At 69.8% G+C, this 13,471-nt stretch carries 13 protein-coding genes and 1 riboswitch; of the genes, 11 read left to right on the top strand and 2 right to left on the bottom strand.

The window, feature by feature from the left end:
* From AC0IY1_RS13850 to tatC, 5 genes are all read left to right on the top strand, one after another.
* A partial coding sequence (locus tag AC0IY1_RS13850) for an SPOR domain-containing protein (RefSeq protein ID WP_471770222.1) occupies positions 1-357 on the top strand: 357 nt, incomplete at its 5' end.
* Between the two features lie 272 nt (positions 358-629).
* Positions 630-1,637: a beta-N-acetylhexosaminidase gene (gene nagZ, locus AC0IY1_RS13845; protein ID WP_471770220.1), complete on the top strand. Its 1,008-nt coding sequence runs from the start codon at positions 630-632 to the stop codon at positions 1,635-1,637.
* Positions 1,638-1,872: 235 nt separating this feature from the next.
* Entirely contained in the window at positions 1,873-2,130 is a 258-nt protein-coding gene (locus AC0IY1_RS13840; protein WP_264047723.1) for a twin-arginine translocase TatA/TatE family subunit, read from the top strand.
* A 117-nt stretch (positions 2,131-2,247) separates the two neighbouring features.
* Positions 2,248-2,829, top strand: a complete 582-nt coding sequence (gene tatB, locus AC0IY1_RS13835) for a Sec-independent protein translocase protein TatB (protein WP_471770218.1) — start codon at positions 2,248-2,250, stop codon at positions 2,827-2,829.
* Positions 2,826-3,626 (top strand): twin-arginine translocase subunit TatC, encoded by an 801-nt coding sequence (tatC, locus tag AC0IY1_RS13830; protein WP_055950733.1) that lies wholly within the window; start codon positions 2,826-2,828, stop codon positions 3,624-3,626. The genes tatB and tatC overlap by 4 nt, the downstream gene beginning before the upstream one ends.
* Positions 3,627-3,636: 10 nt before the next feature.
* Here the strand turns inward: tatC and AC0IY1_RS13825 are convergent, their stop codons facing one another.
* Positions 3,637-4,389: a lysophospholipid acyltransferase family protein gene (locus AC0IY1_RS13825; protein WP_471770216.1), complete on the bottom strand. Its 753-nt coding sequence runs from the start codon at positions 4,387-4,389 to the stop codon at positions 3,637-3,639.
* Positions 4,390-4,555: 166 nt separating this feature from the next.
* Between AC0IY1_RS13825 and AC0IY1_RS13820 the strand changes: the two genes are divergently transcribed.
* The 3 genes from AC0IY1_RS13820 to AC0IY1_RS13810 all read left to right on the top strand — a co-directional run bounded on the left by AC0IY1_RS13820 (position 4,556) and on the right by AC0IY1_RS13810 (position 7,327).
* Entirely contained in the window at positions 4,556-5,365 is an 810-nt protein-coding gene (locus tag AC0IY1_RS13820) for an exodeoxyribonuclease III (RefSeq protein ID WP_055950739.1), read from the top strand.
* A 76-nt stretch (positions 5,366-5,441) separates the two neighbouring features.
* Positions 5,442-6,689 (top strand): BtaA family protein, encoded by a 1,248-nt coding sequence (locus tag AC0IY1_RS13815; protein WP_471770213.1) that lies wholly within the window; start codon positions 5,442-5,444, stop codon positions 6,687-6,689.
* 26 nt (positions 6,690-6,715) lie between these two features.
* Complete coding sequence (locus AC0IY1_RS13810; RefSeq protein WP_471770232.1) at positions 6,716-7,327, top strand: class I SAM-dependent methyltransferase; 612 nt, start codon at positions 6,716-6,718, stop codon at positions 7,325-7,327.
* Between the two features lie 236 nt (positions 7,328-7,563).
* Here the strand turns inward: AC0IY1_RS13810 and AC0IY1_RS13805 are convergent, their stop codons facing one another.
* Positions 7,564-9,039, bottom strand: coding sequence for an amino acid permease (locus AC0IY1_RS13805; RefSeq protein WP_471770212.1), 1,476 nt, complete (start codon positions 9,037-9,039; stop codon positions 7,564-7,566).
* A 199-nt stretch (positions 9,040-9,238) separates the two neighbouring features.
* Positions 9,239-9,351, top strand: a riboswitch (SAM-I-IV-variant riboswitch).
* 64 nt (positions 9,352-9,415) lie between these two features.
* On the opposite strand from AC0IY1_RS13805, the gene AC0IY1_RS13800 reads away from it, so the two are divergent.
* The 3 genes from AC0IY1_RS13800 to pnp all read left to right on the top strand — a co-directional run bounded on the left by AC0IY1_RS13800 (position 9,416) and on the right by pnp (position 13,356).
* Positions 9,416-10,471 (top strand): threonine aldolase family protein, encoded by a 1,056-nt coding sequence (locus AC0IY1_RS13800; protein ID WP_471770211.1) that lies wholly within the window; start codon positions 9,416-9,418, stop codon positions 10,469-10,471.
* 234 nt (positions 10,472-10,705) lie between these two features.
* Positions 10,706-10,975: a 30S ribosomal protein S15 gene (rpsO, locus tag AC0IY1_RS13795; RefSeq protein ID WP_055950756.1), complete on the top strand. Its 270-nt coding sequence runs from the start codon at positions 10,706-10,708 to the stop codon at positions 10,973-10,975.
* 209 nt (positions 10,976-11,184) lie between these two features.
* On the top strand, positions 11,185-13,356 hold the full coding sequence (pnp, locus tag AC0IY1_RS13790; RefSeq protein WP_103711873.1) for a polyribonucleotide nucleotidyltransferase: 2,172 nt from the start codon (positions 11,185-11,187) through the stop codon (positions 13,354-13,356).
* Positions 13,357-13,471 lie beyond the last annotated feature (115 nt).

Below are 13,471 nucleotides of genomic sequence, written 5' to 3'. Positions count from 1 at the left end.
GGGGCTACGGCGGCCCCGCGCGTCAAGGCGCCCCAGCGCGTGGCCGCCGTAGCCCCCGAGGCAACCTCCGCCATCGCCGCCCCGCCGCCCGTCGCGGCAGCACCCTCCGCGGGCGGTGGCGGCTACGCCGTCCAGCTCGGCGTCCGCACCAGCGAGAGCGAGGCCCAGGCCGCCTTCCGCCAGATGCAGGGCAAGTACAGCCAGCTCTCCGGCCAGCCGGCCCTGATCCGTCAGGCCGAGGTCAACGGCAAGACGATCTACCGCGTCCGTGTCGGGCCCCTCGGCAAGACCGAGGCGACCAGCCTGTGCACCCAGCTCCAGGGCGCGGGCGGCCAGTGCTTCGTGGCCAAGAACTGAGGTCCAATCCGGGCCCCTGAAATGACCGGGCGCCGGCGCGCGCCCGGTCGCCCGGCCGGGCGGCGAGCGCGGCGCCTTCCGGGAGCCCATCCCACCCTGTGGCCACCAGGCCACGCGTGCTTTCTCCCATGCCCCCCCATTCCGTTCGACGTTTTCCGGCCGCATCCTGCCCCGATTGGCGTAGGGTCGATTCGTCGCCGAGCCCTTCCGACGGCCGTCCCACCCCGCCAGTCCACTCCCCGAGCCAATCCACCGAGGATGCGTCCCCGATCATGACCTCCCGTGCCCTGATCCTTGGTTGCGCCGGCAAGACCCTCTCGGCGCAGGAGGCCGCCTTCTTCCGGGACGTGGCGCCCTGGGGCTTCATCCTGTTCAAGCGCAACATCGGGACGCCCGACGAGGTCCGCGCGCTCACCGACGCCCTCCGAGAGACGGTCGGCCGCGCGGACGCCCCGATCCTCATCGACCAAGAGGGCGGCCGGGTGCAGCGCATGGGACCGCCGCATTGGCCGGCCTATCCGGCGGGGCGTCGTTTCGGCGGGCTCAACGGCTCGGCCGCGGCGATCGCGCATCTGGGCGCCCGGCTGATGGCCCATGACCTTGCCAGCGTCGGCATCAACGTCGACTGCGCCCCTGTCCTCGACGTGCCGGTGGCCGGAGCCCATGACGTGATCGGCGACCGCGCCTACGACACCACGCCCGACCGCGTGGCCGAGATCGGCCGGGCCGTGGCGGAGGGCCTGATGCAGGGTGGCGTGCTGCCTGTCATGAAGCACATTCCCGGGCATGGCCGCGCCGGCTGCGACAGCCACAAGGGCCTGCCGGTGGTGGAGGCCGACCTCGCCACCCTGAGCGCCCAGGATTTCATACCCTTCCGGGCGCTCGCCGACCTGCCGATGGCCATGAGTGCCCATGTGGTGCTCACCGCCCTCGATGCCGCCCACCCGGCGACGCAGTCGGCCATCGTGATTCGCGACATCATCCGCGGCGCCATCGGCTTCGACGGGCTGTTGATGACCGACGACCTCTCGATGCACGCCCTCCAGGGCACGTTCCGCGGCCGGACCGAGGCCTGCTTCGCTGCCGGCGTCGATGTCGGCCTGCACTGCAACGGCGATCCGGACGAGATGCAGGGCGTCGCCGAGGGTGCGCCTGCCCTGGCCGGCGCGGCCCTGCGTCGGGCCGAGGCTGCCCTGGCCCGCCTGCCCGCCGGGACCGACACCTTCGACGTGCAAGAGGCCCGGGCCCGGTTCGCGGCGGCCCTGTCGATGGCCGCGTGAATTCCCGCTCTCCCGCCATCCCGCGCACCGCGCGCCGGATGAGGCGACAACGGCGCGCGGCTGGTCTATGAACCGGCGGCGGGCCGGAAACTTGCATGCCCGCGATGCGGCGATCGGAACGGAGCGAGAGTCACCCGCACTTCTTGTGCTCGGGGTACCCGATCCTTAGGTTCGCCCTCAACCGACACACGAGACGGCGCCGCGCGGTGTTTGAGCTGCGGCGCGGGAGGTTGCCATGGGCAGCATGAGTATCTGGCACTGGATCATCGTCGCCGGCATCGTGATGCTGCTGTTCGGTCGCGGCAAGATCTCCGACCTGATGGGTGACGTCGCCAAGGGCATCAAGGCCTTCAAGAAGGGCATGGCCGAGGACGAGACGCCGGCCACCACGGCCGTGCCGCCGCCGAGCGCGGGCGAGCCGGTGCGGACGTTGCCCCATCAGGGGGAGCCCGCCACCGCCAACACGGTGTCGGCCGACCGCAAGGTCGTCTGATCCCCTACGCGAGAATCGGGCGCTGCGGCCGATCGCGGGTCTGGCGCAGGGCGCCACGACCTGCCATGGGCGGCGCGCCGTTGATGGACGGCGCACGGTCGCGGGACAGTCGACACCATGTTTGACATGAGTTGGGGCGAGGTGATGCTGATCGGCGGCGTCGCCCTCATCGTCATCGGCCCGAAGGATCTGCCGAAGGCCCTGCGTACGGTGGGGCAGATCACGGGCAAGATGCGCCGCATGGCCGGCGAGTTCCAGTCGCAGTTCAACGAGGCGATCCGTGAGGCGGAGTTCGACGAAATCCGCCGCGAGGTGGATGGGGTCAAGCGCTCGGCGAGCACGATGGGGCCGACATTCAACCCGGTGCAGACCATCCGCGACGAGCTGAAGGGGGCCGTCGACGGTCGGACCGAGACGAAGACGACCCCTTCGCCGACCCAGGGCCTCGCCAACGTCGCCGACCAGCTGGCCGAGCGCGAAACTTCGTCGTCCGGGCCCGTTCGAGACATGCCAAACCCCGTGCCAGCCCCCGTGGAAGCGCTGCCCGACCTGCCGCCGCACCCGTCTTCGGGGGCGCCCGGTCCGGCTGCGACCCACGCCTGGACCGCCGAACCGCCGCCCGGCTCCCCCGACCCAGCTCCCAGCGCGTCGCCTCACTCCGAGACGCCGGCCAAACCCCAGCTTGATTCCGGCCGATGATCAACGAGACCGACGAAGCCGAGATCGAAGCCTCGCGGGCCCCGCTCCTCGACCATCTCATCGAGTTGCGGTCGCGGCTGATCAAGTCGCTGGCTGCGTTCGTGGTGATGTTCTTCGGGTGCTTCTTCTTCTCGCGGCACATCTACAACATCCTGGTCTACCCCTACGTCTCCGTGGTGGGTGTCGAGAACGCGAAGCTGATCGCGACGCACTTCCTCGAGCAGGTGTTCACCAACATCAAACTCAGCGTGTTCGGGGCCGGCTTCCTGGCCTTCCCGGTCATCGCCACGCAGATCTACGCCTTCGTGGCCCCGGGCCTCTATCGCAACGAGCGCCAAGCCTTCCTGCCGTACCTCATCGCCACGCCGATCTTCTTCATCCTCGGCGCCCTGGTGGTGTTCTTCCTGGCGATGCCGCTGCTGATCCAGTTCTCGGTCTCGCTGCAGCAGATCGGCCAGCCCGGCGAGGCGACGATCGCACTCCTGCCGAAGGTGGACGAGTACCTCTCGCTCATCATGACGCTCATCTTCGCCTTTGGCATCGCTTTCCAGCTGCCCGTAATCCTGACCCTGCTCGGGCAGATCGGCGTGATCGACACAGCGTTCCTGCGCGAGAAGCGCCGCTACGCCATCGTCCTGGTCTTCGTGGCCGCCGCCGTGCTCACGCCGCCGGACGTGATCTCGCAGCTCTCGCTCGCAATCCCGATGCTGCTGCTCTACGAGGCCTCGATCTTCTCGGTGGCCCGCGTCGAGCGCCGTCGAGCCGCCCAGCGCAAGGCCGAGGGGCTCGACCCGTAAAACGCCGCCCCTACGGGGCCTCGGCCGTCACGGCCGAGGCGACGGGCGCGGCAGGATTACGCCAGCGGTTCAGCTCGGCGTCGATCGCCCCCTGCGTCCCACGCATGAACTCAGCGCCGCTCAGCCCCGGGGGCAGGGGCGGAAGGTAGCTCACGGTCACGGCGCCGGGGCTGTGGCGGGCGCCGCCATGGGGCCAGTACAGGCCGGAATTCACCGCCACCGGCAGCACAGGTAGGCCGAGCTTGGCGTAGAGCAGTTCGACCCCGCGCTTGAACTGGACCGGCTCGGCGATGCCGCCGCGGGTGCCTTCCGGAAACATCAGCACCGAACGCCCCTGCGCGATCGCCGCGCGGCTCTCGTCGATCATCACCCGCAGGGCCTGGGTGCCGTTGGCCCGGTCGATGATGATCATCGGCGAGCGGCGCAGGAACCAGCCGACGATGGGGATCGCCACCAGCTCGCGCTTGGCCACGATGGCGACGTTGGGCACCAGAACGAGGAAGGCCAGGGTTTCCCAGGCCGACTGGTGGTTAGCCACGATGAGGCAGGGCTCGACCGGAATGCGGGCGCGGCCCTCCTCCACATAGGTGAGCCCGACGATGCGGGCGAGGCCGAACAGGATGCCCCGCGACCACAGGCGGGTGAAGGCCCGGATCGGCCGTGCCGGCGCGCCCAGCAGGGCGAGCACTGCCAGCGGCAGGATGAACAGGGCGGTCCAGGCGGCCCAGTAGGCGTTGAAGAGCGCGGAACGGATGCGCGACACGTGACGATCCCTCGATCTCGCCCCGGGTGCGATCCCTCGCGGATCAGGAGCCCCAGGCGCGGCATTTCCCCGGCGACGGCGGCGGCGATCCGGTCTATGCCGGCCCGCCGCGCCGACGCGCGCACGATCCTTTAAACATTTTCCAGTTTCACGCGAGCCGAACGCCGTGCGCCTCACCGTCACCACCTGGAACATCAACTCGGTGCGCCTGCGCATCGATTCGGTCCTGCGCTTCCTCGCCGAGGCCCAGCCGGACGTGCTCTGCCTGCAGGAGACGAAGTGCCCGGACGACGCGTTTCCGCTGAAGGCCCTGCGGGGCTCCGGCTACGAGAACGTCGTGTTCGCCGGCCAGAAGGGCTATAACGGCGTCGCGATCCTCTCGCGCTTTCCCCTCCTCACGCGCGACGTGATGGCGTTCTGCGAGCGCCAGGACGCGCGTCACATCTCGGCGGTCCTGGGGCCCGAAGCCGGGAAGGCGGCCGGGATCGTGCTGCACGATTTCTACGTGCCGGCGGGCGGCGACGTCCCCGACCGCGGCCTCAATCCGAAATTCGCGCACAAGCTCGACTTCCTCGACGAACTGCGCGCCTGGGGTGGGCGGCGGGTCACGGGCCCGGCGATCCTGGTCGGCGACCTCAACGTGGCGCCGCTGGAGCACGACGTCTGGTCGCACAAGCAGCTCCTCGATGTGGTGAGCCACACCCCCATCGAGACCGAGCGGCTCGAGACCCTGCGGGGCGAGGCCGGCTGGGTCGATGCCGCCCGCCTGCTGGTGCCGGAGCCGACGAAGATCTACACGTGGTGGAGCTACCGCTCTCCCGACTGGGCGGCGGCCGACAAGGGCCGGCGCCTCGACCATGCCTGGGTCTCCTCCGACCTTGCCGGCACGGTGCGCGACATGACGGTCGCCCGCCACGTCCGGGGCTGGGACCGCCCCTCCGACCATGCGCCGGTGACGCTGACCCTGGAACTCTAAGGGCTGTCACCGGCCGGTCATGCGCGAGGCGTAGGGGCGGCGTCCATCATCCCCGATGGACAGTCCGAGAGCCCGCATGAATCCCGCAGCACGGGCGGTCCGCCGCGAAACCAGCCTCGGCCTGACCCAGGCCGTGCATCGCAGCCGCGCCCTGTCCCGCGCCGGCTTGTCCGAACGGCTGTTCACCCTGGCCTTCAGCGGGCTGGTCTATCCCCAGATCTGGGAGGATCCGGCGGTCGATCTGGAAGCCCTGGCGCTGGGGCCGGAGGACCACGTCGTCGCCATCGCGTCGGGCAGTTGCAACGTCCTGTCCTACCTCACCGCCGATCCGGCACGGATCAGCGCGGTCGATCTGAACGGCGCGCACATCGCCCTGGGGCGCCTCAAGCTCGCGGCCCTGATGCGGCTGCCCGATTCGGCAGCCTACCTGCGCTTCTTCGGGCGTGCCGACACGGCCGGCAACATCGCCGCCTACGATGCGCGAATCGCGCCCCACCTGGACGCCACCGCGCGCGCGTATTGGGAGGCCCGTCGCCTGGATGGGCGCCGGCGCATCGCTGCCTTCTCCGAGAACGTCTTCCGCCACGGCCTGCTCGGGCGCTTCATCGGGACCGGGCATCGGCTGGCCCGGCTCTACGGCTGCGACCTCTCCGCCGTCCTCAAGGCCCGCGACCGCGCCGAACAGCGCAGCCTGTTCGCGGCACACGTGGCGCCGCTGTTCGAGAAGCGCCTCGTGCGCTGGCTGATCCGGCGCCCGGCCTCCCTCTACGGCCTCGGGATCCCCCCGGCTCAGTACCGGGCCCTCGCCCAGGACCACCCGGGCGGCATGGTCGACGTCCTACGCCACCGCCTGGAGCGCCTCGCCTGCGACTTCGACCTCGCCGACAACTACTTTGCCTGGCAGGCCTTCGGCCGGGGCTACGCCCCGGGTCCGGACGCGGCCCTGCCGCCCTACCTGCAGCCGCGCCACTTCGAGACCCTGCGGGCCCGGGCCGGACGCGTGAGCTACCGCCAGCAGTCGATGACGGCGTTCCTGGCGGCCAGCCCGGACAGGAGCGCGGATGCCTACGTGCTCCTCGACGCGCAGGATTGGATGAGCGACGCCGACCTGACCGCCCTGTGGACGGAGATCACCCGTACCGCCCGGCCGGGCGCACGGGTCATCTTCCGCACGGCCGCCGACGAGCGCTGCCTGCCGGGCCGGGTGCCGGACGGGATCCTCTCCGCCTGGGACTATGCCGAGGCCGAGAGCCGCGCAGGACAGGCCCGCGACCGCTCCGCCATCTACGGCGGCTTCCATCTCTACCGTCGGCGGGCCGCGTGAGCGACGCCGCGCAGGCGATGGACCGGATGTACCGGCGCCAGCGCCACCTCTACGACGCCAGCCGCAAATTCTATCTCCTCGGGCGCGACCGGGCGATCGCGGACCTCACCGTTCCGGCGGGCGGTACGGTGCTGGAGATCGGCTGCGGCACCGGACGCAATCTCGTGCGCATCGCCCGAACCTACCCGGAGGCCGCCTGCCACGGCCTCGACGTCTCGGCGGCGATGCTCGCCACGGCCGCCCGCAGCGTCGCGCGCGCCGGACTCGAGTCCCGCATTCGCCTCGCGCGCGGGGATGCGACGGCCTTCGACCCGGAGGCCCTGTTCGGGCGGGCAAGCTTCGACCGGATCGTAATCTCCTACGCCCTGTCGATGATCCCGCCCTGGGAGCGGGTGCTGGCCGAGGCCGCCGGACACCTCGCACCGGGCGGACGTCTCCATGTGGTGGATTTCGGCGATCAGGCGGGCCTGCCCCGCCCCGCCCGCAGCCTCCTCAACCGATGGCTCGCGGCCTTCGCGGTGACGCCGCGCGCAGCCCTGCCACAGGCGGTCGCGGCCGTGGCCTCCACCCTGGACGCCGAGGCGCAGGTGCACCAGCGCTTCCGCGGCTACTGCGTGCACGCGGTGATCACGCGCTGAGGGCGCAGGATCCGCCTGGCGAGCGCCCATCGCAGAGATTGATTCAGCCGGCTTCGGCGGAACGCCCTGGCGCGACCCCGCATTGGGTTTCCGACGCGGCGGCTTCCAGGCCGCCCATCCCAACCGGAGGTTTTCCCATGCGCAAGCTCCTCGTCGCCTTCCTGCTCCCGAAGCTCGTCTCCTATCTGCGCCGGCGCTATTCCGGCCGTCCGAGCCCGCGCCACTACTCCTGAGATTCAGCGCGCCGGGACGGCAGGCAGTCCCGGCGCGCTCATCCGGCGCAGCCGAGCCGCCCGTCGACCGTATCCGAAATAGATCGCCAGCCCCACGACGAGCCACAGGGCGAGCCGCAGCCAGGTGTCCACGGGCAGGCCGAGCATCAGCCCGAGGCAGGACAGGATGCCGAGGATCGGCACCACCGGCATGCCCGGCACCCGGAAGGGGCGAGGGCGCCCCGGATCCGTCCGGCGCAGCACCAGGACGGCGGTGCAGATGACCACGAAGGCGAAGAGTGTGCCGATGCTCACCAGTTCGCCCAGGAGGTCGATCGGAACCAGCCCCGCCACCAGGGCCGTCACGGCACCGATGGTGATCTGACTGGTCGCCGGCGTCCGGAAGCGGGGATGCACCCGCGCGAAGGCCGGCGGCAGCAGACCGTCGCGCGCCATGGCGTAGAAGATCCGGGCCTGCCCGTAGAGGGCAGCGAGCGCCGCCGTGGTCAGGCCGAGGATCGCCCCGAACTTGATCGCAACCGCGAAAGCCCCGAAGCCGATCGCTTCCACCGCCTTGGCGATGGGGTCGGGCACGTCGAGGGCCCGATAGGGGACGAGGCCGGTGAGCACCGCCGCCACCGCCACGTAGAGCACCGTGCTGATCGCCAGCGACCCGAGGAGCCCGATCGGTGCGTCGCGTTGGGGACGGCGCGTCTCGCCCGCCGCGGTCGAGATCGTCTCGAAGCCGATGAAGGCGAAGAACACCACGCCGGCCCCGCGCAGCACGCCGCTCCAGCCGAACGCACCGAAGGTGCCGGTGTTCTCCGGCACCAGGGGAGACCACAGGCCCACATTCACGTGGGCCGCACCGACGCCGATGAAGGCCAGGATGATCGCAACCTTGATCGCCACCATTAGGACGTTCACCCGAGCCGATTCGCGGTTGCCGCGCACGAGGAGCAGGGTCAGCAGGCCGATGATGGCCGCCGCCGGCAGGTCGAACCCTGCGTTGACCCCGCCGGGGAGGGGGGTGAAGGGCGCCGCCGAGAGGAATGGAGGAAGATGCAGGCCGACATCGGCGAGGAGCGAGCGGGCATAGCCCGACCAGCCCACCGCCACGGTCGCAGCGCTCATGGCGTATTCGAGGACGAGGTCCCAGCCGATGATCCAGGCGCAGGCCTCACCTAGGGTTGCGTAGGCGTAGGTGTAGGTGCTCCCCGGGACCGGCACCATCGCGGCGAGTTCGGCATAGCAGAGCGCGACGAACCCACAGGCGATGCCGCCGAGCACGAAGGACAGGGTCAGGCCCGGACCGGCATAATTGGCCGCCGCCGTACCGGTGAGGACGAAGATGCCCGCCCCGATGGTCGCCCCGACCCCGAGGGCGACGAGGTCGAAAGCCGAGAGCGAACGCGGCAGGCGCGAGGTCCCATCGCCATCGGCGTCGGCCGCCAGGATGTCGGCGATGGATTTTCGCGCGGTGAGGCGGTTGCCCGTCATCGGCCGGACCTTCGCATGACGGTGGATCGTGTGCCAATCCGGGCAAGTCCCGCGCCAAGGCCTTCTCTCGCACCAAGGCCTTCTCCCGCACCAAGGCCTGCGTGCCGAACACCGGTCCAGACTTTCTCGCCAGGATCAGCTCTCGCGCCAGGCAGCAACCTGGCCGTGTTGTCAGCGCCGGTCCCCTCTGGTAGATCTTGAACAGCATCAAGAGTCGGGGCGATCCCTGACGCCAACCTGCTCTCCCGGGCAAGGTGGCACCCTCCGGCAATCGGCGGGGATGTGGCCGGACCGGCAACCGAACGGGCTTCGCCATATCTCTATCCGGTCGGTCGCTGCACTCCTGATGCGGACCTTGACCAGACGAGAGCGACCGATGCCCCCCGAGCCCCAGCAATTCGCGAGCGACAACTACGCCGGCATCTGCCCCGAGGCCTGGGCCGCCATGGACGCGGCCAATCGCGGCGCGGTGCCGGCCTACGGCGAGGACCCGTGGACGAAGCGGGCCGCCGATGCCTTCAGGACCCTGTTCGAGACCGACGCCGCCGACGTCTTTTTCGCCTTCAACGGGACGGCTGCCAACGCCCTGGCCCTGGCCTCCCTCTGCCAGTCCTACCACAGCGTCATCTGCTCGGCCTCGGCCCATGTCGAGACGGACGAGTGCGGCGCGCCCGAGTTCTTCTCCAACGGCTCGAAGCTGCTCGTGGTGGCGAGCCCCGACGGCAAGCTGGACCCGGCCTTGATTCGAAGCGTCGCCACCGGTCGCTCGGACATCCACTTTCCGAAGCCTCGCGTGGTCACGATCACCCAGCCCACCGAGACGGGCCAGCTCTACAGCCTCGCCGAGATCCGGGCGATCGCCGCCACATGCCGAGATCTGGGCCTGCGCCTCCACATGGACGGAGCGCGCTTTGCCAATGCCTGCGCCAGCCTCGGCTGCAGCCCCGCCGACATGACCTGGAAGGCCGGCGTCGATCTCCTGTGCTTCGGCGGCACCAAGAACGGCATGGCGGCGGGCGAGGCGATCCTGTTCTTCGATGCCGCCCTGGCGGAGGATTTTGGCTATCGCTGCAAGCAGGCGGGCCAACTCGCCTCGAAGATGCGCTTCCTCTCGGCGCCCTGGGTCGGCGTGCTGGAGGGCGGTGCCTGGCTGCGCCACGCCGCCCATGCCAATGCCTGCGCGCAACGCCTCGCTGCCGCCGTGGCGGACGTAAGCGCCTTCGCGCTGATGTTCCCGGTGGCGGCCAACGCGGTCTTCCTGCGCGCTGCACCCGAGCACCTCGAGGCCCTGCGCACCCGGGGCTGGCGCTTCTACACCTTCATCGGTGGAGGCGCGCGCTTCATGTTCGCCTGGGATTCGGATCCGGCACGGATCGAGGCGCTCGCAAGGGACATCCGCGCGGTGGCCGGATGCGAGGCCGCCGCGGCCTGAGCGCTTCCCTCTTCCAACGCCTCCGTACCGGGCCGCGACACCCCGAGGGCTGGCGTCGGAGCGGGTTTCGTGTATGGTCCGCGCCGCTCCGACCCGTGCGAACGGGGCCGGGGCACAAGCTGCTTGTGGGTCTGACCGTGCTGGACGACATCCCGGCACCGGCCTTCCACGAGCGTGGCGCGGCCCTCGCGACGAGGCCGCCCTTTCCGAAAACCCGTACCGAAAGGCACTGCGATGTCGATCACGGCAGAGCGCAAGACCGCGCTCATCAAGGAATACGCGACCGGCGGCAAGGACACCGGTTCTCCGGAGGTCCAGGTGGCGATCCTGACCGAGCGGATCACCAACCTGACCGGCCACTTCAAGACCCACGGCAAGGACAACCATTCCCGCCGCGGCCTCCTGAAGATGGTCTCGCAGCGCCGCTCGCTGCTCGACTACGTCAAGCGCAAGGACGAGGCCCGCTACCGCAGCCTCATCGAGCGTCTCGGCATCCGCCGCTAAGCACAGCACTCTCATGCGGTTCCGGGCCCGGCCCGGGGCCGCGTTTTGACAGTTCGGGCGGCCGGAATGGGTCCGGCCACCCGAAGACCCGGGCGACTTGAAGGCGGATGCGTCGGGGACAGGATCGCGGGGGGCACGGCGTGCGGCGCCCCCCGCCATCTTGCCCCTGACGGCGCCGGGTTCGCCCGATCGCAGGAAGGCTAGACACTATGTTCGATATCCAACGCGAAGAGCTGATGTGGGGCGACCGCAAGCTCGTCCTCGAGACGGGTAAGGTCGCCCGCCAGGCCGACGGCGCCGTGATGGCGACCTACGGCGAGACCTCGGTGCTCGCCACCGTCGTGTCCGCCAAGGAGCCAAAGGCCGGCATCGACTTCCTGCCGCTCACGGTGAACTACCAGGAGCGTGCCTACGCCGCCGGCCGCATCCCCGGCGGGTACTTCAAGCGCGAGGGCCGTCCGTCCGAGAAGGAGACCCTGGTCTCCCGCCTCATCGACCGTCCGATCCGCCCCCTCTTCATCGAGGGCTGGCGCAACGACACCCAGGTCGTCGTCACCGTCCTGACCCACGACCTCGAGAACGATCCCGACATCCTCGCGATGGTCGCGGCCTCCGCTGCCCTGACCCTGTCGGGCGTGCCCTTCATGGGTCCGATCGGTGCCGCCCGCGTCGGCTACACCAATGGTCAGTACACCCTGAACCCGCACGTGGCCGACCTCGAGGCCTCGACCCTCGACCTCGTCGTCGCCGGCACCCAGGACGCCGTCCTGATGGTCGAGTCCGAGGCCAAGGAGCTCGACGAGGAGGTCATGCTCGGCGCCGTGATGTTCGGCCACAAGCACTTCCAGCCGGTCATCGAGGCGATCATCCGCCTCGCCGAGAAGGCCGCCAAGGAGCCCCGCAACTTCTCCGCCCCCGAGAACGGCGACGTGGAAGCCGCCGTGCTCGAGGTCTGCGAGGCCGACCTGCGCGCCGCCTACAAGAACACCGTCAAGCAGGAGCGCTACGCCGCCGTCGATGCTGTGAAGGCGAAGGTGATGGCCGCGCTCTGCCCCGCCGAGGGCGAGGCGCGCTTCCCGGCCGAGAAGGTCAAGGCCGCGTTCAAGGAAGCGCAGTCGAAGGTCGTGCGCTGGAACATCCTCGACACCGGCTCGCGCATCGACGGCCGTGACGTCCGCACCGTGCGACCGATCGAGTCCCAGGTCGGGGTGCTGCCCCGCGCCCATGGCTCCTCGCTGTTCACGCGCGGCGAGACCCAGGCCCTCGTGGTCGCCACCCTCGGCACCGGCGAGGACGAGCAGTTCATCGACGCACTGGAAGGCACCTACAAGGAGACCTTCCTGCTGCACTACAACTTCCCTCCCTACTCGGTGGGCGAGACCGGCCGCATGGGCTCCCCGGGCCGTCGCGAGATCGGCCACGGCAAGCTCGCCTGGCGCGCCGTGCATCCCGTGCTGCCGCCGGCCCACGAGTTCCCGTACACGATCCGCGTCGTGTCCGAGATCACCGAGTCGAACGGCTCCTCCTCGATGGCCTCCGTCTGCGGCGCCTCGCTGTCGCTGATGGATGCCGGCGTGCCGCTGCGCCGTCCGGTGGCGGGCATCGCCATGGGCCTCATCCTCGAGGGTGAGCGCTACGCGGTGCTGTCCGACATCCTCGGCGACGAGGATCACCTCGGCGACATGGACTTCAAGGTCGCGGGCACCGAGTCCGGCATCACCTCGCTGCAGATGGACATCAAGATCGCCGGCATCACCGAGGAGATCATGAAGGTCGCCCTGCACCAGGCGCAGGAAGGCCGCGTTCACATCCTCGGCGAGATGGCGAAGGCCCTGACCGACGCCCGTCCCGAGCTCGGCGAGTACGCGCCGCGCATCGAGACGATGCAGATCCCCACCGACAAGATCCGGGAAGTGATCGGCACCGGCGGCAAGGTGATCCGCGAGATCGTCGAGAAGACCGGCGCCAAGATCAACATCGACGACACCGGCACGGTGAAGATCGCGTCCAGCGACGGCAAGGCCATCAAGGCCGCCTACAACTGGATCCGCTCGATCGTGGCCGAGGCCGAGCCGGGCATGATCTACGATGGCACGGTCGTGAAGACGATGGAGTTCGGCGCTTTCGTGAACTTCTTCGGCGCCAAGGACGGCCTCGTCCACATCTCGGAGCTCGCCGCCCAGCGGGTCGCCAAGGTGACGGACGTCGTTAAGGAGGGCCAGAAGGTCAAGGTGAAGTTCCTCGGCCAGGACGATCGCGGCAAGATCCGCCTCTCGATGAAGGTCGTCGACCAAGAGACCGGCGAGGACATCACCGAGAAGCTCAAGGCCGAGCGCAACGCCGAGCAGGACCGCGCCCGCGGACCCCGCCAGGAGGCGTAAGCGACCAGTTCCGGCCGGGTGCGTCAGCGCTCGGCCGAAGCGATCAAAACGAGAAGAGCGCGGTCCCGTCAGGGCCGCGCTCTTCTTCGTTTTGAGAGCAAGACTTAAGCTGCGA

The sequence above is a fragment of the Methylobacterium sp. AC690 genome (assembly GCF_979256535.1).
This window is presented reverse-complemented; position numbering and strand designations above follow the sequence as displayed.